Below are 20,589 nucleotides of genomic sequence, written 5' to 3' on the forward strand. Positions count from 1 at the left end.
CCGAGCCCGGAGGCGAGCATGAACATCCGCGTAGCCACACTGAATGGCCTGTGCCAGTTGCATATCGAAGGCGAGATGAACATCTATACCGCGGCCGAATTCAAGGCACAGCTATTGCCCCACCTGGCCGGGCCTGGCGAGCTGGAAATCGACCTGTCCCAGGTCAGCGAGATGGACGGCGCCGGCATGCAGCAGCTGTTGCTGGCCAAACGCGAAGCCACGCGCGTCGGCACGACCTTGCGCCTGGCTGGGCACAGCCGCTCGGTATTGGAAGTCTTCGACCTGTGCAACCTCGCCGCTTTCTTTGGCGACCCTCTGGTTATTTCCAACTCGGCCGCTAGCTGACCTCAGCGCAAAAGGAATTCAGCGTGAGTATAAATCTCGATCAAGCCCTGCAAACCTTCATCGCCGAAGCCCGCGAACTGCTACAGGATATGGAAGAGTCGTTGCTGCGACTGGAGAGCGAACCGGGCGACAGCGACACCCTGGGCGCCATCTTTCGAGCAGCGCACACCATCAAGGGGTCGGCCGGGCTGTTCGGCCTGGAGCCGGTTGTTGGCTTCACTCATATTGTCGAAGACGTGCTCGATCGTGTGCGTGACGGCGCGGTCGGTATCAATAGCGAATTGGTCGCCCTGCTGTTGGAATGCGGCGACCACATGCTGGAGCTGGTCAACGTGGTTGCCGCCCAAGGCGGTCAGCTGGATACCCCGGCACAGACTCGGGAAAGCGGCCTGCGCCAACGCCTGAACACCTACCAGGTCATCACGCTTTCGCTGGAGCCATCCGCCACTGCCGTTGCGCCGTTCAATACCGATTATCTGACCGAGGTTTGCGCGGATGACAGCGTGGCCTCCGACCTCTGGCACATCTCCCTGCGCTTCGGCCAGGAAGTGTTGCGCAACGGCATGGACCCGCTGTCGTTCCTGCGCTACCTCAACAGCCAGGGCGAGATCGTCCGCATCTCTACCCTCGCCGATGGCATGCCGCAGGCCGATGCGATGGATGCCGAAGCCTGTTACCTGGGCTTCGAGATTGACTACCAGTCCACGGCGGACAAAGCAGCCATCGCCGAAGCCTTCGACTTCGTGCGCGACGATTGCCTGATCCACATCCTCCCGCCGCACAGCAAGATCGCCGAATACATCGAGCTGATTGATCGACTGCCAGAAGATGCGGCCCGTCTGGGAGAGCTCCTGGTCAGCAGCGGCGCCCTGACCCCGCAAGAACTGGAAAAGGCCCTGCACGAACAAAGCGCCCCTATCGAAGCAAACACCCCGGCTGCCCCCCTGGGCGAGATCCTCGTCGAGCAGCGTTCGGTGACGCCCGCACTGGTGCAGGCTGCCCTGAACAAGCAAAGCCAGATTCAGGAGAGCAAGAACAAAGAGAACCGCTACGTTCGCGTGGATGCGGACAAGCTGGACGAGCTGATCAACCTGGTCGGCGAGCTGGTGATCGCGGGAGCCGGCGCCAACCTGCTGGCTCAGCGCAGCCACAACGACGCCTTGCAGGAAGCCGGTTCCCGGGTCTCAGGCCTGGTCGAGGAAATCCGCGACAGCGCCCTGCGCCTGCGCATGGTGCCGATCGGCGACACCTTCAACCGCTTCCAGCGGGTGGTGCGCGATGTCAGCCTCGAATTGGGCAAGGATATCGATCTGCAGATCAGCGGCGCCGACACCGAGCTGGACAAGACCGTGGTGGAAAAGATCGGCGATCCCTTGATGCACTTACTGCGCAACGCCATGGATCACGGCATTGAATCGCCCGAGGTTCGCCAGGCAGCGGGCAAACCGCTGACAGGCACGCTGAGCCTCAACGCCTACCACGACTCCGGCAGCATCGTCATCGAAATCGTCGACGACGGCGCCGGACTCGACCGCGAGCGCATCCTCCACAAGGCCCGCGAGCGCGGCCTGCTCACCGCCACCGCCACACCGTCCGATCAGGACATCTACAACCTCATTTTCGAGCCGGGTTTCTCTACCGCGGCGACCGTCACCAACCTCTCCGGCCGTGGCGTCGGCATGGACGTGGTCAAGCGCAACATCACCGCCCTGCGCGGCAGTGTCGACCTCGACAGCCAGGCTGGCCGAGGCACCCGGGTGCGAATCCGCCTGCCACTAACCCTGGCGATCATCGATGGCTTTCTGGTTGGCGTCGGTCAGGCCACTTACGTGGTGCCTCTGGACATGGTGCAAGAGTGCCTGGAGTTGACCGACGAAGATCGCCAAGCCACCCGCGAGCGCAGCTACCTGAACTTGCGTGGCGAAGTGTTGCCGCTGGTGTACCTGCGTGAACAGCTCAACGCGGAGGGCAGCCCGGGCCGGCGCGAGAACGTAGTGGTGGTGCGTTGCGGCGAGCAGAAAGCCGGTTTGGTGGTGGACGAATTGCAAGGTGAATTTCAGACCGTGATCAAACCGCTGGGCAAGCTGTTCAGCGCCCTGCGCGGCATCGGCGGCTCGACCATTCTGGGCAGCGGTGAGGTGGCACTGATTCTCGATGTACCGAATTTGCTGCAACAGGTCACCCAACAACAGGCACACACCCACCTGCAACCGGCGTTGGCTGAAGCCTGAATACCAACTTGAAAAACACCGTTGATGAACGTGCAAAGCGCCGATTCAAGGGGAACTGACGCGTGTCGAACAAGGGGCGCATGACTGACCTGCTCAATAACATCTGAAGCGATGCAACAGGCCACAGAATAAAAAATTGAACTTCATTGGGAGTTGTCATGAATCAGGCTAATCAATCAATGGTCACCCGTTTTATGAATCGATTCAGCTATAACCAGGAAGAACGGCTTAAAGAGCAAGCGCTGTTATCGGATTTAAAAGGGCAAATTGACGCGCTCAACAAAGCACAGGCCGTCATTGAGTTCTCGCTCGATGGCAGAATTTTGCACGCCAACGACAACTTCTTGAACACGCTGGGCTACACCCTGGCCGAGATCAAGGGCCAACACCACAGCATGTTTGCCGATCCGGCCTACAGCGCTTCGCCTGAATATCGCCTGTTCTGGGACAAACTCGGGCGTGGTGAATTCGATGCCGGCGAGTACAAACGCATCGGCAAGGGTGGCAAGGAAATCTGGATACAAGCCTCCTACAACCCGATCATGGACACGGACGGCAAGCCCTTCAAAGTCGTCAAATACGCGACCGACATTACCCAGAGCAAGTTGCAGGCCGCCGACTTCGCGGGCCAACTTGGCGCCATTGGCAAGGCGCAAGCGGTGATCGAATTCTCGCTCGACGGCAAGATTCTGCACGCCAACGACAACTTCCTGAACACGCTGGGCTACACCCTCGCCGAGATCAAAGGGCAACATCACAGTATGTTTGCCGACCCCGCCTACCGCGCCTCGACTGAATATCGTCTGTTCTGGGAAAAGCTTGGGCGCGGTGAGTTCGATGCCGGCGAGTACAAACGCATCGGTAAAGGTGGCAGGGAAATCTGGATACAAGCCTCTTACAACCCGATCATGGACATGAACGGCAAGCCCTTCAAAGTCGTCAAGTATGCGACTGACATCACCCAGAGCAAGTTGCAAGCCGCCGATTTCGCCGGCCAACTCAGCGCCATCAGCAAGGCACAAGCGGTGATCGAGTTCTCGCTCGATGGCAAGATTTTGCACGCCAACGACAACTTCCTGAACACGCTCGGCTACACCCTGGCCGAGATCAAGGGCCAACATCACAGTATGTTTGCCGACCCGGTCTACCGCGCCTCTGCGGAATACCGCGTGTTCTGGGACAAGCTCGGGCGCGGTGAATTCGATGCCGGCGAATACAAACGCATCGGCAAAGGTGGCAAGGAAATCTGGATACAAGCCTCCTACAACCCGATCATGGACATGAACGGCCAGCCCTTCAAAGTCGTTAAATATGCCACCGACGTGACGGCGCAGGTCAATGCCAACAACATGCTGGTACAGGCGGTAGAGCAAGCCCAGCATGTCACTTCGGCGGCGAAGGATGGCGATCTGAGCCAACGCATCCCCCTGGAAGGCAAGAGCGGCCCGATTCAGGTGCTGTGCGCCGGCGTCAACTCGCTGATGGAAACCACCGGGGTCATTTTCTCTGACGTGGGACGACTGTTTGGTGCCATGTCGCAGGGCGACCTTGAACAACGTATCACCCGCGAATATTCGGGTGTCTTTGGCCAGGTCAAAGACGATGCGAATGCCAGCTGTGACGCACTCTCGAACGTCATCGAGGACGTCAGTCGTGTTTTCAGCGGGCTGGCCAATGGTGACCTTGGACAGCGCATCACGCGAGAATCGACCGGTATCTTTGCTCAGGTCAAAGACGACGCGAATTCCACGGCAGAGAAGCTGACCACGATTATCGAGGATGTCAGTGCCGCGGCTGACGCGTTGGTCACCGCCTCCGAACAGGTCAGCGCTACCGCCCAGTCCATGAGTCAGGCCACCAGCGAACAGGCGGCCAGCGTCGAGGAAACCAGCGCGTCGATCGAGCAGATGAGCGCGAGCATCAATCAGAACACCGAAAACGCCAAGGTCACCGACGGCATGGCCAGCAAGGCCTCCAAGGAAGCCACCGAGGGCGGTGATTCGGTACAACAGACGGTCGCCGCGATGAAACAGATCGCCCAGCGCATCGGCATCATCGACGACATTGCCTACCAGACCAACCTGTTGGCGCTTAACGCCGCCATCGAAGCGGCGCGGGCGGGCGAGCATGGCAAAGGCTTTGCCGTCGTCGCCGCCGAGGTACGCAAGCTCGCCGAACGCAGCCAGGTGGCAGCGCAGGAGATCGGTCAGTTGTCCTCCAGCAGCGTGGAAATGGCTGAGAAGGCCGGCAAACTGCTCAACGAAATGCTGCCCTCGATCAACAAGACCTCGGACCTGGTTCAGGAGATCAGCGCAGCGTCGGAAGAGCAATCTTCCGGGGTGGCACAGATCAACACGGCCATGAACCAACTGAACCAGATCACCCAGCAAAATGCTTCCAGCAGTGAAGAACTGGCGGCCACCGCCGAGGAGATGAGCAGCCAGGCCGAGCAACTGCAACAGGCGATGAGCTTCTTCGCCCGCGAATCCGATGTCAGCGACAGCCCGCACAAGGCGGTCGCGCACAGGACGCAGGCGCCGGGCAAAAAACCGCCATTACCTCCCAAGCACCTGCCCCACCGGGCGGCCACTCACTACGCGCTCAGCAACGTCGCAGAAGCCGAATTCACTCGGTTTTAACGGGAGGTCAGCATGGGTGCACTGATGAATACAAATCGACCCGAGGCCATCCACCAGGAGGAAGCGCAGTACCTGACCTTCCTCCTGGGCGGCGAGATGTTTGCCATCGGCATTCTCGGGATCAAGGAGATCCTCGAGTACGGCAACATCACCAGCGTGCCGATGATGCCCGCCTTCGTCCGTGGGGTGATCAACCTGCGCGGTGCGGTGGTGCCGGTGGTGGACCTGTCGGCGCGGTTCGGCCGGCAAAAATCCGATGTTACCCGGCGTTCGTGCATCGTCATTATCGAGGCCGACTCGGACGCCGGCACTCAGGATGTGGGGCTGATGGTGGATGCGGTCTCGGCGGTACTGGAAATCCCCGCCGGTGAGATCGAACCGGCGCCCAGTTTCGGCGCGCGGATACGGTCCGACTTCATCAGCGGCATGGCCAAGGTGGCCGGCAAGTTCGTCATCGTCCTCAACGCCGACCGCGTGTTGTCGGTCGACGAGATGGCGAAGTTGTCCGAGGTCGGCGCACTGGCGGACGCCGCGTCGGGCTAGCGGCCCGGCCGGCTGATCATCGACCCTGGTCGAGGCGCGTGGTGCGCCTCGACCTTGATCGATTGTGCATTGCAACGTCGTTCCCGGACCTGGCAAGGATGTTTGATCGTGAATGCAGAAACGCTCAAGGATAGCGAGTTCAAGCAGTTCCAAAGCTGGCTGTATCGTGCCGCCGGCATCAACCTGAGCCCCGCGAAAAAAGCACTGGTTGCCGGGCGCTTGTCCAAACGTTTGAAGCACCATCAACTGAACAGCTACGGCGACTATTTCCAGATGATCATGGGCCATGGGTCCTCTGCAGAATTGCAGATTGCCCTGGACTTGCTCACCACCAACGAAACTTATTTCTTCCGCGAACCCAAGCATTTCGATTTCCTGCGCCAGCAGGTTTTACCCAAGGTCGCTCCGGGCAAAACCTTCCGTTTGTGGAGCGCCGCCAGCTCTTCCGGCGAGGAACCCTACAGCCTGGCCATGACCCTGGCCGATGGCCTGGGCAGTACCCCTTGGGAAATCATCGGTTCCGACATCAGCAGTCAGGTGCTGGCCAAAGCCCGCACAGGGCACTACCCGATCGAGCGCGCCAGCCACATTGCGCATCCCTTATTGGCCAAGCATTGCCTGAAGGGAACCGGCAGTCAGGAAGGCACGTTCCTCATCGAACGTAGCCTGCGCAGCCGGGTGCACTTCATGCCGATCAATCTCAACGAAACACTGCCCGATATCGGCGAGTTCGAAGTGATTTTCCTGCGCAACGTGATGATCTATTTCGATCAGGAGACCAAGCGCAAGGTGGTCGCGCGCATGCTGCCACGGCTCAAACCCGGTGGCTATTTCATCGTCAGTCATTCGGAAAGCCTGAACGGCATTACCGATGCCCTGAAACTGATCTCACCCTCGATTTACCGCAAACCATGAACAGCCCCCTCGGCAGCAATGAGATTTTCCTGCAGCCCGGCGAGTTCTATTTCGACGGTGCGGCCACCCGTATTCGCACACTGCTGGGTTCCTGCGTCGCCATTACCCTGTGGCACCCGGCGCGCATGATCGGCGGCATGTGCCACTACATGCTGCCGAACCGGCAGAAGCCCGGCGGGCCACTCGACGGCAAATATGCCGACGAGGCCATGGCGCTGTTTCTGCTGGAGGTGGCCCGCCACCACACGCGGCCCGAGGATTACCAGGTCAAGCTGTTCGGCGGCGGCACGATGTTCCCCGGCTACAGCGAGGAAAACAGCGTCGCCCACAGCAATATCAACGCCGCACGCCAGTTGGTCACGCGCCATCATTTGCGCCTGAGCGCCGAGGATTTAGGACGCAACGGGCACCGCGACGTGATCTTCGACATCAGTAGCGGCCATGTCTGGGTCCGCCATCAAGACTTGAACAAGAGCGAAAAGCGCCTATGAAAAAAATCAGGGTTCTGCTGGTCGACGACTCTGCCGTGGTACGCCAGGTAGTGCTGGCGCTGCTGGAGCGCGAGCCGGATATCCAGGTGATTGGCGCCGCCTCCGACCCTCTCTTCGCCATGGACAAAATGGCCAAGGAGTGGCCCGACGTGATTGTGCTGGACGTGGAAATGCCGCGCATGGACGGCATCACCTTCCTGAAGAAAATCATGGCCGAGCGCCCCACTCCGGTGGTGATCTGCTCAACGCTCACGGAACGAGGCGCGGAAACCACGCTCCAGGCCCTTGCTGCCGGGGCTGTGGACATCATTACCAAGCCCAAGGTCGGCCTGAAAGGTTTCCTCGAACAATCCTCCGCCGAGCTGGTGGCGGCAGTCAGGGCCGCCGCGCAGGCCAACGTCAAGCAACTGGTCAGGAACGCCGCAGCGATTACGCCGGTGGGCGCCAAATTGAATGCCGACGCCATTCTGCCGCCTTCCAGCGGCCAGGCCATGGCGCAAACCACGGAGCGGATTGTCGCCATCGGCACTTCCACCGGTGGCACCCAGGCACTGGAATTAGTGCTGACAGCGCTGCCACGGGTTTCCCCGGGCATCGTCATCGTGCAGCACATGCCGGAAAAATTTACCGCCTCGTTTGCTGCGCGCTTGAACACGCTGTCGCAGATAGAAGTGCGCGAAGCGAAGAACAATGACCGGGTGATTCCCGGCCTGGCCCTGATCGCCCCCGGCGGCAAGCACATGCTGCTCAAGCGCAGCGGCGCCTACTACCATGTCGAGGTTGTCGATGGCCCACTGGTCAACCGTCATCGCCCTTCCGTGGACGTGCTGTTTCGTTCGGTGGCCAAGTTCGCCGGGAAAAACGCCACCGGCATCATCATGACCGGCATGGGTGATGACGGTGCCCGTGGCTTGAAGGAATTACATGAGACCGGCGCACGCACCTACGCTCAGGATGAAGCCAGTTGCGTGGTGTTTGGCATGCCCAAAGAGGCGATCAAATTGGGTGGAGTGGATCGGGTGATCGCTCTGGACGACATCCCCAGAGCGATCACCAATGGCAGGTAACGCGCGTTGTTGACAGGGAACTTACTGCTGCAGGATGAACGTGCTCAGCGTGTGCAGATCATCCGGGCTTAACTGCGCGAAAGGCGGCATCGGAATGTCCCCCCATTTGCCGGCGCCGCCGTGTTGAATGCTCGACGTGACCTTGGCCAGTGCCTGCGGGTCGTTGGCGTACTTGGCCGCCACCTCGTGATAGGCCGGGCCTACGATCTTGTGATCGAGGGCGTGGCAGGACAGACAAGCGTTGCCCTGTAGCAAACCCATTGCATCGACTTTGGCCACGGGCGCTGCCGGAGGCTGGCTTGCCGATGGGTTCGAGGCTGCCTGCACCTCGGCATCGTTCGCATGGGCACTGCCGTAAGTGACCGCCAGGTAAGCGCCGATAATGCTCACATCCTGATCGCTGATCGGCGCCCCGTACACGTGCTGCATCTTGCCCGCTTCACCCGTCCATTGCGCCAGGCTCATGCCGGGAGGCTGGAAGCTGATGTAATCGGCGGAATGGCAGGTGGAGCATTTCTGCTGGGCCAGTTGATAGCCAGGCAGCGCACTGGGTTTGAACACCGCCGTTTCAGGCGGCAGCGTGATCGAGAGCGGCGCTGCGCCAACCAGGCCAATCCAGCCAACCTGAGCCGCGCACAGCAAAGTGGTCATGCGTTTCATGAGTTTCATGCGGGCCCCTCAGGCGACAGTCACGTGGCTGGTTTCTACGACGTGGCGGCGGTAGCCGGCCGGGTTCCAGTCGGCTTGCAGCGGCTGCGTCTCGCCCGCACTGTTACTGGCTCGCACCATCAACTGCGTGGCGCCCTTGCTGGTAAAGGTGATCGGCAGCGTCCACTCCCGGAAGGAGAAGCGGCCAAGGTCCTGACCTAGCTTGGCTTCGCGCCAGCTCTTCCCGCCGTCGATGGAAATTTCCACCTTGTTCACGCCTGCGCCGCCGTCGAACGCGATGCCCTTGAGCACCACGCTTTTTTTCAGCGGCAATACATCGCCATGTTTAACGCTGGTGATGAAGCTGCGCACCGGCAGTTTGGAAATCGGCTTGGTTTGCGCCGCCGTGGTGCCGGGGGCGATGCAGAAACAATCGTTGTCCGGCACCCGGTAACCTTTGGCCATGAAAAAACCGTCGTAGGTGTGGTCGACGACTTCGATCTCGCTCAGGTGCTTGACCCAGTACGTACCGAAATACCCAGGCACCACCAGACGTATCGGGTAACCATTGAGGAATGGCAGATCTGTGCCGTTCATCGACCAGGCGATCATCGGCTCACCGTCCATGGCATGACTGATGTCCAGCGCCTTGATGAACTCCGGCGTGCTTGGCAACACGGGCTTATCGAGCCCACGGAAGGTCACCTGTTTGGCGTCGGTTTTCACACCGGCCTTTTCCAGTACCACCTTGAGCGGGACACCCACCCAGCGCGCATTGCCCATTGAACCGTTGCCCAATTGCGCGCCGAACACACGCGGCATCGAGAAGCCGCGGCTGTTACCCGAACATTGATTGACGGCCACCACTTCAACCGGCTCGGCGAGGGCTTTCAACTCCGACAGGGAGAGGGACAGCGGCGTGTTGACCGAGCCCTTGATCGTCAGACGGTAGGTGTCCGGATCGATGCTGGTAGGGAAATTGGCCAAGTGATAACGCACGAAAAAGGCGTCATTGGGTGTGATTGGCCCTTCATTGAAAACAGGGAACGGCGTCTCAAGGTGCGGCGGGCGGGTGGTCACCAGGGTCAACGGGCGCTTTTGCGGGTATTGCACCAACGGCCTTGGGCCGGCAGCAAAGGTGACTTCTTCGGCGGTTTCGTCGGCGACCTTGGTTTTGTCGGCTGCCTTGGCAAGGCTTGCCAACGGAGATGCCGCAAAAGCCAGGACGAAGGCATCGCGTAGAACACGCCGGCGGCTCGGCTTGCTGTTGTCTATAAAACTGAACTTCATTCTGCGCTCTCTATAATTGTTTTACTGAGATGCAACTGACCGCTCTCCCCCACCAGGCTTGATGTGAAAACGGGGTTTCGCAGGGAAACCAGTATCGTCACGAGCACGCCGACTGCTTTTCATTTGACGTCAGTGACTTCACATTTGACGACAAGTCCTCTTGGCCCGCACCGTCGCCAGAGCGTAGTCCAGGCAATAAAAAAGGCGTCCCGAAGGACGCCTTTTTCATATTTCCATGCCTTGAGTGTTGTCAGACATGTTCACTGCTTTTCGCCTGCGCTGCACGCGGTTCGCCATGTCCATGGTCCGCCTCCACCACCGGGATTTCTTTCCCGTCGCAATCATGCAGCTTGCCTTCGCTGAAGTAATCCCCTTCACGCAATGCTGCCAGATCCTGGTAACGCAGCACCCGTTCAGTACCGGCCGCGAACACCGACTGCTGATCCGAGTTACCGGCCGTGAGGTGGTTGAAGGTCAGGTTCAGCACAATGGCCATGATCGCTGACGAGCTGATGCCCGAGTGGAAAATGGTCGCGAACCAGCTTGGGAAGTGATCGTAGAAGTTCGGTGCAGCAATCGGGATCATGCCGAAACCGATGGAGGTGGCGACGATGATCAGGTTGACGTTGTTGCGGTAATCAACCTTGGACAGGGTACGAATACCGCTGGCCGCCACGGTGCCGAACAGCACAATACCGGCGCCGCCGAGGACCGACGTCGGCACTGCAGCGATGACCCGGCCCATGAAGGGCAGCAAGCCGAGGATCACCAAAAACAAACCGCCCGTGGCAACCACGAAGCGGCTCTTGATCCCGGTCACCGCCACCAGCCCGACGTTCTGGGCGAAAGCGCTTTGGGTGAACGAACCGAAGATCGGCGCGATCATGCTCGACAGCATGTCGGCGCGCAGGCCGTTACCCAGGCGCTTGGAGTCGACTTTGGTGCCGATGATTTCACCGACGGCGAGGATGTCCGCAGAGGTTTCCACCAACGTCACCATGACCACGATGCACATCGACAGGATGGCGGCGAAGTGGAAGGTCGGCATGCCGAAATGGAACGGCGTCGGGAAGCCGAACATCGGGCCCTGGGTGACAGACGAGAAGTCCGCCATGCCGAGGAACACCGCGATGACTGTGCCGATGACCATCGCCAACAGAATCGACAACCGGGAGATGGTCGCGCTGCCGATCTTGCTCAGCAGCAGGACCAGCACCAGCGTCACCGCCGCCAGACCGATGTTCGCCATGCTGCCGAAGTCCGGCGCATGGCTGTTGCCGCCCATGGCCCAGCGTGCCGCCACCGGCATCAACGTCAGGCCGATGGTGGTGATCACAATGCCCGTGACCAGCGGCGGGAAAAACTTGGTGATGCGCGAGAACACCGGCGTGATCAACAAGCCAATCAACGACGCGGCAATCACCGCACCGAGAATCGACTGAAACCCGCCCTCCCCGCCACTGCTGACAATCGCCACCATGGTCGCGACGCCAGAGAACGACACGCCCTGTACCAGCGGCAACTGACAACCGAAAAACGGTAAACCAAGGGTCTGCAGTAACGTCGCCAGCCCCCCTGCAAACAATGAAGCAGCAATCAACAATCCGATGTCCGCCGGCGAGAGCCCGGCCGCCTGACCAATGATCAAAGGCACCGCAACGATGCCGCCGTACATGGTCAGAACATGTTGCAGGCCGTAAGCCATATTCGCGCCGATCCCAAGGTTTTCATCCTCGGGCCGTTGGTGTGAAACATGGGGCGTTTTCATAGTTAGGGGGTTCCCTGGTTTTTGTTATGCGCACACTGTATGCAATACTCAGGACAAATGTCTATAGAGTTGTATACAACCCATCGGTCAGATTATGGACAGGTGTCCATTCAGGCGTTATCTGTGCGGCTTGCTGGCTCCTCAAAATTTTTGAAATACATCGTTATCACCGGTTTACCCATTCCCCACTAGGCTTCTGCATTCCAAGCGACCGCCGGCACGGACGCCCCTCGCTTATACATATAAAGTATGCATAATGAAGTCATTCGAAATTCAGTTTCACAAGGCAAAAAACGCAGCCAACAAATTAAAGCACCAAGGCATCAGCCTTTCAGAAACGGAGCCGGTTTTCTATGACGAGCGAGCGCTTGCGTTTCAAGACCTCCACCATGATGAAGAAAGGTGGGTCATCATGGGAATGGATGCCAAAGGTCGCCTGTTGGTCGTTGCGTATACCTATCGAGATCCGAATTTCGTCCGAATCATTTCCGCGCGCATCGCTACCAAAAACGAGTGTCGCCGGTACATGGAGGATTGACCGATGAAAGATGAATACGACTTCAGCAATGCCAAGCGTGGTGCCATAGCCACCAGCAAAGGCAAAACCCGAATCACCATCATGCTGGATGATGCCGTCATAGAGGCGGCTCGCTCCCTCGCCGAGAGCGAGGGTTTTGGCTATCAGACGGTGATCAACAACACCTTGCGTCAGGCGTTGCTCAATCACCGGGAAACACCCGTCGAGCTCGATCAGCGCACGGCTGTGGGGAATGCCCGGCATTTCAAGGAAGGGATAACCCCTGGCGAGCTGAAGAACCTCGAGAAAAAACTGACCGAGGTCCTCAGTGAAATTCATCGGGTGATGGCGCCTTGAACGCGCCGCTGTGAAGCCTCAAAAAACACTGGCTCAGCTTGGGCGAACCAATTGCTCAAGCCGCCGTTTCAACTGTGCATTTTCCGGCACCCGAATCCCGAACTCGTCCTGCAGTACCCCGACCAGCTCGTCCACATCCACCACCTGCCGCCGTTCGCTTTCGCGACCGACCCGGTGTATCGCAAAGCTGCCGTTGTTCAGCGTACGGCGCCAGCCGTCTCCGGTCCGGGCAACCATCAGCTGCCGCGCAAATGACGATTCGGGATGGGTCGAGACGTACCAGTTACCGACGGTGTAGTCGATGTCTTCCTGACGCTGCAGGTCAAAAATGTACATCGGGCGCCACTCGCCACTGACGTTGGCCCGCAAGGTGTAGCCATCTTCATGGTGTTCTATGCGATACGGTTCATGCAGTGTGAGTTGTTCAGCGTCGGTATCGAGTATCAGGGGTGCGGTGGGGACCATGCCGCCGAAGCCCACATCGGTGATGTAGCGCACGCCGTCCAGCGTAACCAGGCTCAAGCGGTGCGTACGCGCAGTCCACGCGCCTTCGGGTTGGCCCATCACGACACGGCCGCTGATGCCGCGAGCATCGAAGCCCAGTTCCTGGAGCAACGCCAGGAACAGGTTGTTGAGTTCATAGCAGTAGCCACCGCGACCGTCGAACAGGACTTTCTGCTCGATGGATGGCAGGTCTATCAGCACCGGCTCACCCGACAACGTGGTGAGGTTTTCGAACGCGAAGACACCGGTATGGCGCAGTTGCAGCTGACGCAGTGTTGCCAGGGTCGGCGCCGGGGGTGCATCGAAGCCCAGACGCTGCAGATACAACGCAAGGTGGGTCAGGCGTGGCTCGCTCATTGCTCAGTCCTTATGCATGGGCCGCGGATCTCTCCGCCGATGGCCGACAGGTATAAGGGATAAGGTGCTTCAACTGACAATTGATTTAGCCAATCAACCCACTGGCCAATATCAATGTCGCTTACGCGAACTCACACGAATCCACGTCGGCGCGTGATCGCTGGCATGCGGCTCATTGCGCACCCAGGCATCGACCCCCGCCTCTTGCAGATAAGGACTCAGCGCCGGGTTCAGCAACAGGTGATCGATACGCAGCCCGGAATTGCTCTGCCAGTGTTGGCGGAAATAATCCCAGAAGGTGTAAAGCCGATCCTCGGGATACAAATGACGCAGGGAGTCAGTCCAGCCCTGATCCAGCAAGCGTTGATAACACGCGCGACTTTGCGGTTGCAGCAACGCATCCTTGAGCCAGGAGCGCGTGTTGTAGATGTCCAGATCGGTGGGCACCACGTTGTAGTCACCCGCCAGCACCACAGGGTGCTCGCTGCTCTGCAGATCCTTGGCATAGGCGATCAGCCGTTCGAACCACGCCAGTTTGTAATCGAACTTCGGCCCCGGCTGCGGGTTGCCATTGGGCAGATACAGGCACCCCACCAGCACGCCGTGCACCGCCGCTTCCAGATAGCGACTGTGGGTGTCCGTGTCGTCACCCGGCAAACCGCGCCGGCTCTCCAGCGGTTGCGCATCTCGCGCCAGAATCGCCACACCATTCCACGACGACTGGCCCTGCCAGATTGCACCGTAACCGGCCGCTTCAAGTTCGGCAGCCGGAAATGCCGAGTCGACCGACTTGAGCTCCTGCAAACACGCGATGTCCGGTTTTTCCCGTTCCAGCCACGCCAACAAGTTGGGCAGGCGTGCGCGCAGGCCGTTGACGTTGAAAGTGGCGATTTTCAGGTTTTTCATGGTCCGAGGCTCGCAACGGATTGGCGGTATCCGGTTGTGACCCGATTGCGTGGCGACAGTTGCCGTGATCAGCACAGCAGGCGATTAAAGGTGTCAGTGCCGCACTTGCCAATCGACGACGGCTCCCTTGTAATGGCGCGCGCCCCCGCGTTTTTTTTTCCCGAGAAGGCCTTGAACATGGACACCCTGGACGGTCAACGAATCAGCCTGCGGCCCCTGCAATTCAGTGATGCCGCCGCGCTGCTCGATGCCGCGCAGGACGGTGAGCTGTGGAACCTGACGGTCACTGTCGTGCCCTCCCCGACGACCGTCGACAGTTACCTGAAAAAAGCCCTGGATGGCCGCGATGCCGGCACGGTCCTGCCGTTCGTCATCGTGCTCAACGACAGCGGCGAGGTAATCGGTTCAACACGCTTCTGGAAAATCGACCGACTCAACCGCAAGCTGGAAATCGGCAGCAGCTGGATCAGCGCGAGCTGGCAGAAAACCTTCGTCAACACCGAAGCCAAGTACCTGATGCTGCGCCATGCCTTCGAGGTGCTGGACTGTGTGCGGGTGCAATTCACCACCGACGAGAACAACCAGGCATCCCGTCAGGCAATTTTACGGCTGGGTGCGCAACAGGAAGGCATCGTGCGCCACGAACGGATCATGCCCGACGGCCGCAAGCGCAACTCGGTGCGGTTCAGCATCATTGATGACGAATGGCCGGCGGTGCGGAGTAATCTCGAGCAGAAACTGGCCGGATACAGCCCTCGCTAACACCTCAAAACTCTGTAGGAGTGAGCCTGCTTGCGATGGCGTCAGGTCTGTTGAAGCTGAGTTGGCTGGCTCCCTCACACCTTGAGCCGGGGTGACCACTCGTCATCCAACCGGCACCAACCACCCCGTCCTTCGCACCAATATCAGGTAACGACTCATCTTTTGGAGACGGACCATGATGACCAAAAAATTCACGTCGCTGATACTTGCAGGCTTGTTATGCACCGCCTCGGCAGCCACGTTTGCAGCGTCCAACGACGGTACCGGTTCGACCGGCTCTCAGTCCGGGACCAACAGCGGCTCGGGCATGTCTACCGACCACACCCCCGGCACGCCTCCAGCCGGGAGTAACACGGATTCGGGTGGCGGCTCTGGAACCGGGACTAATGGCGGCGCCAGTGGTTCGGGTTCGGGCGCAGGCGGCGGCACCGGGGCGGCGGGTGGCGGAACCGGAGGTGCGGGGGGTGGAACAGGCAGCTGAACGAATAAAAGCAGGCCATGAAGTGGCCTGCTTTCGTTACCCGCCCATTACATGCGCTTGACTGCTGGCGGGTTCCACTTGCCGTTCAACGCCTCGGGTTTCGGACCGTACAAGCGCATGGTCAGGTTGAACGCGCCTTTGGGAGCGGGCAGCCAATTGGCCTCTTGGTCCTTGCCGGGGCTTTCGTTCTGGAAGTAGATATCCAGAGAGCCATCGGCATTGGTCTTGAACGGCATCCAGCTACTGACCGCAAAACGGTTGAGTGAATTGCCCACCTGAAACCCTTCCGGATCGTACAAGGTGATCGACCAGAAAGCGTTCACCGGCGGCGCTTCGCCTTTATCGAAATGCAGCACGTACTTGTTGGCCCCGTCGAGCGGCTTGCCCTGGTCATCGCCCATGTTCAGAGGATAAATCGCATCCTCGGGCAAGTTAGCCCCCAGCCCGACCTGGGCCACGATTGCGCGTTTAAGGTAGTAGTTGCCATAGACGCCCATGGTGTCGGTGTTCATCGACCAGCCATTGACCACGCGAGCGAGGGTTGCCACCTTCCACTTCATCAGCGTCTGCGCTTCATCAGGCACGGTCTGCAGTGCGGCTTTCACGGCCGGGTCCAGCGCCTCAACATTGAACGATTTGCCTACTTCAATACCAATGCGCTGCATCTGCGCCAGGATCGGCTGGTCGGTGAGGTGTGGCGGATGCACTTTGAGCAGCTCGGCAGCGTAGGCAAAGTAATTGGCTGCCGACATCGTATCGACCAGAATCTTCGGCGGCGTTTTCATGTCCACCGTCGGGTCGATTTTCACGGTAACCGGTTCGGCTTTTTTACCCAGCTGCGACAAAGGCGTCACCGTGTAGCCCGCCTGAATGCTGTGCACCGCTGCGTAGTCAGCTTCGCCATCGGTCTTGGTACGACCGATGATCCAGACGAAAGGCGTCGGCGCCGGCAAATGGTTCAATCCGGCCGGGACTGTTCCGGTCCAGCCCGGCGGGGTCACCAGAAACTGACTGGCCTGCGTACCGGTCGTGCGCCAACCGGGCGAGGCAAATACGTCGCTCCACATGTCGAGCATCGGCAACAGATAAAAACGCCCCGCGGTGTCCGGTGCGGAAATCACCAATGGTTCCTTGGTCAAGTCGAGCCAGGCGATGGAATACAACGTGTCGAAGTTCGCGCGCACGACCCCTTTGAAATTTGCCGGCGGGTACTGCGGCACGCTCACAAATGTGTTCATCGGGCCTTTACCAAACTCCTTGCCGGGTTCGATATTGGTGAACTGTTTGCGGGTGATGTCCATGGTCAGCAGCGGATAAAAATACAGGTAGGCGTCGACGCCAATGGCGTGTGCCTCTTCGGGCGTGACTTTCGATTGAGCCTGGCTGGCCAGTGGAAAAACGGCGGCAGCCGCGAGGGTTAGAGCAACGGCTGTCAATGCTTGAGTGATCAACATTTAGGCGATCGTCCGTGCGTTGGGGAGCGCTGCCGGGCTCGGCAGGGCTAACGGAACTCTAGACGATCGATTCAGCCAGAACTGACAGGCGGACGGCCGGTTGCCGGGGTGTTGCAAGACTGAAACAACATGGCGGGCGACTCAACGATCAGAGCGCAACAGCGCCTCCACGCCCCCTTCCATCGACAACACGCAGGCCCGGTTACGCCCCGAATGCTTGGCCTGATACAACGCCGCATCGGCGCGTTCGATGAACACTTCAAGGCTGTCGCGCCCGGTCGGTATGAACGCGTAACAGCCCAGACTGACCGTCACATAACCCGTGGGCGAACCGCTGTGGGTGATGTTCTTGTCCATGACGCTACGGCGGATTTGCTCGGCAATCGCCAGCGCGCCATGAATGTCGGTGTTGGGCAGCAACACGGCGAACTCTTCACCGCCATAACGCACCGCCAGATCGGCCTTGCGATGGCAGCAACTCTTCAGCGCTCGCGCCACCTCGGCCAGGCAATGGTCACCGGCGACATGGCCGTAGGTGTCGTTGTAGCGTTTGAAGAAATCGATATCGAGCATGACCAGGCTCAACGAACTCAACTGCCGGGCACCGCGCGCGAACTCGATGTCCAGTGCCCTTTCGAACAACCGACGGTTAGCCAGGCCGGTCAGGCTATCGTGAGTGGCAATCAGCTCCAGCGCTTCTTGCGCCTTGCGCAAATCAGCCTCGATCCGCTCACCGTCGCGCACTTGATGAATGAACACCCAGCCGAACAACCCCACGCCCAGGATCACCAGCGCCACGATGACACTGGATTGAAACGCCGTGTCGTACCAGCCCTTGAGCACCGCGTCCCGCGAGGACGCTGCGGAAACCACCAGTGGATAACCTTCCAGTTGACGATAGCCGTACAAGCGGACGATGCCGTCCACGACCGAACCGATCATCGCGTTGCCGGCCGGTGCGTTTGGCAGCAGGTTCTGGAAGATATCGCCCTTGGCCAATGACGTGTTGATCAGCGACTCCACAAAAGGCCGTCGCGCCAACAGTGTTCCATCGCTCAGGGCCAAAAACATCGCGCCCTTGTCATCGATGTTGAAGCTTTTGAAGAATTGATCGAAGTACGCCATCTTGATGCCGGCCAGCAGCACGCCCTGAAACTTGCCGTTCTTGTCGTTGATGCGTTTGGACACTGGAATGATCCACTCGCCATTCTGCCGACTGCGAATGGCCGGCCCGATGTGCGCGACCGACGACACGTTTTGCTGGTGAAACTTGAAGTAGTCACGATCGGCCACCCCCGCGCCCCGGGGCAAGTCCTCAAACGACGTCACCACCCACTGCCCCTGTTTGTCGAACAGGAAAATCCCGTGCAACTGGTCCAGCGACAGCACCCTGCGGGCAAAGGTTTTCTGCAAGCGCGGCCGTTGTGCAGTGCCATAACCGTCGGCTTGAATCCAGTCCACCAGGCTGGTCAGCACCAGGTCGGCTTTCATGAAGGTGTCTTCAGCCTGCTGCGCCATGGCCCGGGTCAGGTTCGACGACGCCACTTGCGCCTCGTCCAGATCGTGGCTGCGCGACTGCTCCAGTTGCAGGTACAACAAAGCACAAAGGCACAGGCACACCGTCGCGATAAACAGCACCGATGCTGTCAGCAGCGGCAACCGTTTCAACGCGCCGCCGGGGGCGTGATGCGGGTCGTGAAGAGGGATAGGCAAAAGCTCGTCCTGTAAGGGTAAGGCGTGGGCGAAGGCCCAAAACCCTTATTTTTTGTGAGCTTAGTCTACGCCGTGGTGTGGGGCAATTGTGCTTTGGACAGACGCCGCATCGCACTTTCCAAATGTGCACGAGCACTCTCGGCATCGCCCAAGCGCATTTGCTCATACGCCCGTTGCGCAATTTCGTGGGGCACCGGTTTCAGTTCACGCTGAGTGGCCATCGCCAGCAACTGCACCTGCGCGGCCCGTTCCAGGTAATACAGGTCGTCCCAGGCCTCGGCGATGGTCGGCCCGGCGACAATCACTCCGTGGTTCTTGAGAAACAAAATGTCAGCGTTGCCCAAGACGCCGGCAATCCGGTCGCCTTCGGATTCGTCGAGGGCCAGGCCGTTGTAGTGCTCGTCCACCGCCGTGCGACCGTAGAACTTCAAGGCAGTCTGGCCCAGCCACAACAGCGGCGCCCCCTCAAGCAAACACAACGCTGTCGCATGCGGCATGTGCGTGTGAAACGCGACTTTCACCCTCGGCAACTGTTGATGCAGCCGCGCGTGAATGTAAAACGCGGTCGCTTCAGGCTGCCCTTCCCCATCCACGACATTGCCGTGAAAGTCGCAGACCAGCAGATTCGCCGCCGTCACCTCGGCAAATGCATAGCCGTAAGGGTTCACGAAAAACACATCATCACGGCCTGGCACCATCGCCGAAAAATGATTGCAGATGCCCTCCTCCAATCCGTGAAGCGCCGCGAGTTGAAAACACGCCGCCAGCTCCGACCGGGCGGTGATGACGGCTTCGCTGTCCAGATTGAGGTCGGCATAACGCGCCGCACGAGTGGAGCCTGCAAGGGTGTGTGCCATGACAATGACTCCGTATTTTTACCAGCCGAGGGAGGTGAACAAGGGCACGACCTGATCCAGCGTGTTCAATATCGCGTCAGGCTGATAGTCCGGCAGTAACTGCCGCCCGGTGCCGCGATCGATCCAGACGCACCGGAAGTGCATGTCGCGGGCGGCGGTGTGATCCAGCGTCGGGCTCGCGCAAATGTGCACCACTTGGTCACGACGCACGCCAAGCTGTTGATGAGCGTAGTCAAACAGCCGCGGATCCGGCTTGTAGGCGCCCGCCTGCTGGGCCGTAATGACCCGGTCGATATGCCCGCCAAGTTGCGCGACGTTGCCGGCGATGATGTCGTCGTCGGTGTTCGACACAATGCACAGCTTGAAGCCCATCGCCTTGAGTCGGGCGAGCGTCTCGATCACTTCGGGGAACGGCGGCATCTGCGGGATGGCCGCGGCCAGTCTTTGGCTGTCCTCTGGACGAGACGCCAGCCCCAATTCTTCCAGCGCGAGTTGCAACCCCTGCGTACTCAACTGGCGAAACGAGCGATGCGGCGGAATTTGCTCAAGACGATGTTCATGCCGGTCGTACACCTCGATCAGGCGCTGGGCATCGACGCGGTGATCGCCCTTGTCACGCAAAATCTCGCCGACCACGGCGTTGAGGCCTTCGTCCCACTGAATCAGCGTGCCGTAGCAATCGAAGGTCAGCCATTCGGGGCGCGGGGTGTTGTTGAGTGTCATGTTCGTCTCCTCTGAAAGGTG

General features: G+C 59.6%; 18 protein-coding genes and 3 pseudogenes. 12 read left to right on the forward strand and 9 right to left on the reverse strand.

Features of this window, described 5'->3' with window-relative positions; translation table 11 throughout:
- Positions 1-18 precede the first annotated feature (18 nt).
- From ACWKV5_RS03405 to ACWKV5_RS03440, 8 genes and pseudogenes are all read left to right on the forward strand, one after another.
- Entirely contained in the window at positions 19-345 is a 327-nt protein-coding gene (locus ACWKV5_RS03405) for an STAS domain-containing protein (protein ID WP_483840167.1), read from the forward strand.
- Positions 346-368: 23 nt separating this feature from the next.
- Entirely contained in the window at positions 369-2,576 is a 2,208-nt protein-coding gene (locus ACWKV5_RS03410) for a chemotaxis protein CheA (RefSeq protein WP_483840168.1), read from the forward strand.
- Between the two features lie 194 nt (positions 2,577-2,770).
- Positions 2,771-4,195: pseudogene (locus ACWKV5_RS03415) on the forward strand (PAS domain S-box protein); the annotation flags it as partial.
- A 138-nt stretch (positions 4,196-4,333) separates the two neighbouring features.
- Positions 4,334-5,215 (forward strand): annotated as a pseudogene (locus ACWKV5_RS03420) (methyl-accepting chemotaxis protein); the annotation flags it as partial.
- A gap of 12 nt (positions 5,216-5,227) precedes the next feature.
- The gene (locus tag ACWKV5_RS03425) at positions 5,228-5,758 is read left to right on the forward strand and encodes a chemotaxis protein CheW (protein WP_483840169.1); all 531 of its coding nucleotides are present in this window, start codon (positions 5,228-5,230) and stop codon (positions 5,756-5,758) included.
- A gap of 105 nt (positions 5,759-5,863) precedes the next feature.
- Complete coding sequence (locus ACWKV5_RS03430; protein WP_483840319.1) at positions 5,864-6,673, forward strand: CheR family methyltransferase; 810 nt, start codon at positions 5,864-5,866, stop codon at positions 6,671-6,673.
- Positions 6,670-7,189: pseudogene (locus tag ACWKV5_RS03435) on the forward strand (chemotaxis protein CheD); the annotation flags it as partial. The gene ACWKV5_RS03430 and the pseudogene ACWKV5_RS03435, both read left to right, overlap by 4 nt.
- The gene (locus tag ACWKV5_RS03440; protein WP_483840170.1) at positions 7,161-8,231 is read left to right on the forward strand and encodes a protein-glutamate methylesterase/protein-glutamine glutaminase; all 1,071 of its coding nucleotides are present in this window, start codon (positions 7,161-7,163) and stop codon (positions 8,229-8,231) included. The pseudogene ACWKV5_RS03435 and the gene ACWKV5_RS03440, both read left to right, overlap by 29 nt.
- A 21-nt stretch (positions 8,232-8,252) precedes the next feature.
- On the opposite strand, the gene sorB is transcribed toward ACWKV5_RS03440, so the two are convergent.
- The 3 genes from sorB to ACWKV5_RS03455 all read right to left on the reverse strand — a co-directional run bounded on the left by sorB (position 8,253) and on the right by ACWKV5_RS03455 (position 11,937).
- Positions 8,253-8,900, reverse strand: coding sequence for a SorB family sulfite dehydrogenase c-type cytochrome subunit (sorB, locus tag ACWKV5_RS03445; protein ID WP_483840171.1), 648 nt, complete (start codon positions 8,898-8,900; stop codon positions 8,253-8,255).
- Between the two features lie 9 nt (positions 8,901-8,909).
- On the reverse strand, positions 8,910-10,169 hold the full coding sequence (gene sorA, locus ACWKV5_RS03450; RefSeq protein WP_483840172.1) for a SorA family sulfite dehydrogenase catalytic subunit: 1,260 nt from the start codon (positions 10,167-10,169) through the stop codon (positions 8,910-8,912).
- 250 nt (positions 10,170-10,419) lie between these two features.
- Positions 10,420-11,937: a nucleobase:cation symporter-2 family protein gene (locus ACWKV5_RS03455; protein ID WP_483840173.1), complete on the reverse strand. Its 1,518-nt coding sequence runs from the start codon at positions 11,935-11,937 to the stop codon at positions 10,420-10,422.
- Positions 11,938-12,193: 256 nt separating this feature from the next.
- On the opposite strand from ACWKV5_RS03455, the gene ACWKV5_RS03460 reads away from it, so the two are divergent.
- Both ACWKV5_RS03460 and ACWKV5_RS03465 read left to right on the forward strand, forming a co-directional pair.
- Positions 12,194-12,475 (forward strand): BrnT family toxin, encoded by a 282-nt coding sequence (locus ACWKV5_RS03460; protein WP_483840174.1) that lies wholly within the window; start codon positions 12,194-12,196, stop codon positions 12,473-12,475.
- A 3-nt stretch (positions 12,476-12,478) separates the two neighbouring features.
- Complete coding sequence (locus ACWKV5_RS03465; RefSeq protein ID WP_483840175.1) at positions 12,479-12,811, forward strand: BrnA antitoxin family protein; 333 nt, start codon at positions 12,479-12,481, stop codon at positions 12,809-12,811.
- 33 nt (positions 12,812-12,844) lie between these two features.
- Here the strand turns inward: ACWKV5_RS03465 and ACWKV5_RS03470 are convergent, their stop codons facing one another.
- Positions 12,845-13,672, reverse strand: coding sequence for an arylamine N-acetyltransferase family protein (locus ACWKV5_RS03470; protein WP_483840176.1), 828 nt, complete (start codon positions 13,670-13,672; stop codon positions 12,845-12,847).
- A gap of 111 nt (positions 13,673-13,783) precedes the next feature.
- Positions 13,784-14,578: an exodeoxyribonuclease III gene (locus ACWKV5_RS03475; RefSeq protein ID WP_483840177.1), complete on the reverse strand. Its 795-nt coding sequence runs from the start codon at positions 14,576-14,578 to the stop codon at positions 13,784-13,786.
- Positions 14,579-14,755: 177 nt separating this feature from the next.
- Between ACWKV5_RS03475 and ACWKV5_RS03480 the strand changes: the two genes are divergently transcribed.
- Both ACWKV5_RS03480 and ACWKV5_RS03485 read left to right on the forward strand, forming a co-directional pair.
- Complete coding sequence (locus tag ACWKV5_RS03480) at positions 14,756-15,340, forward strand: GNAT family N-acetyltransferase (protein WP_483840320.1); 585 nt, start codon at positions 14,756-14,758, stop codon at positions 15,338-15,340.
- 175 nt (positions 15,341-15,515) lie between these two features.
- Positions 15,516-15,821: a hypothetical protein gene (locus ACWKV5_RS03485; protein WP_483840178.1), complete on the forward strand. Its 306-nt coding sequence runs from the start codon at positions 15,516-15,518 to the stop codon at positions 15,819-15,821.
- A 47-nt stretch (positions 15,822-15,868) separates the two neighbouring features.
- Here the strand turns inward: ACWKV5_RS03485 and ACWKV5_RS03490 are convergent, their stop codons facing one another.
- From ACWKV5_RS03490 to ACWKV5_RS03505, 4 genes are all read right to left on the reverse strand, one after another.
- Complete coding sequence (locus ACWKV5_RS03490; RefSeq protein WP_483840179.1) at positions 15,869-17,275, reverse strand: DUF1254 domain-containing protein; 1,407 nt, start codon at positions 17,273-17,275, stop codon at positions 15,869-15,871.
- 141 nt (positions 17,276-17,416) lie between these two features.
- Complete coding sequence (locus ACWKV5_RS03495; protein ID WP_483840180.1) at positions 17,417-18,988, reverse strand: sensor domain-containing diguanylate cyclase; 1,572 nt, start codon at positions 18,986-18,988, stop codon at positions 17,417-17,419.
- Positions 18,989-19,053: 65 nt separating this feature from the next.
- Positions 19,054-19,845, reverse strand: coding sequence for an aldolase (locus ACWKV5_RS03500; RefSeq protein ID WP_483840181.1), 792 nt, complete (start codon positions 19,843-19,845; stop codon positions 19,054-19,056).
- An 18-nt stretch (positions 19,846-19,863) separates the two neighbouring features.
- Entirely contained in the window at positions 19,864-20,568 is a 705-nt protein-coding gene (locus ACWKV5_RS03505) for a haloacid dehalogenase type II (protein ID WP_483840182.1), read from the reverse strand.
- Positions 20,569-20,589 lie beyond the last annotated feature (21 nt).

It is taken from the genome of Pseudomonas oplopanacis, assembly GCF_057128725.1.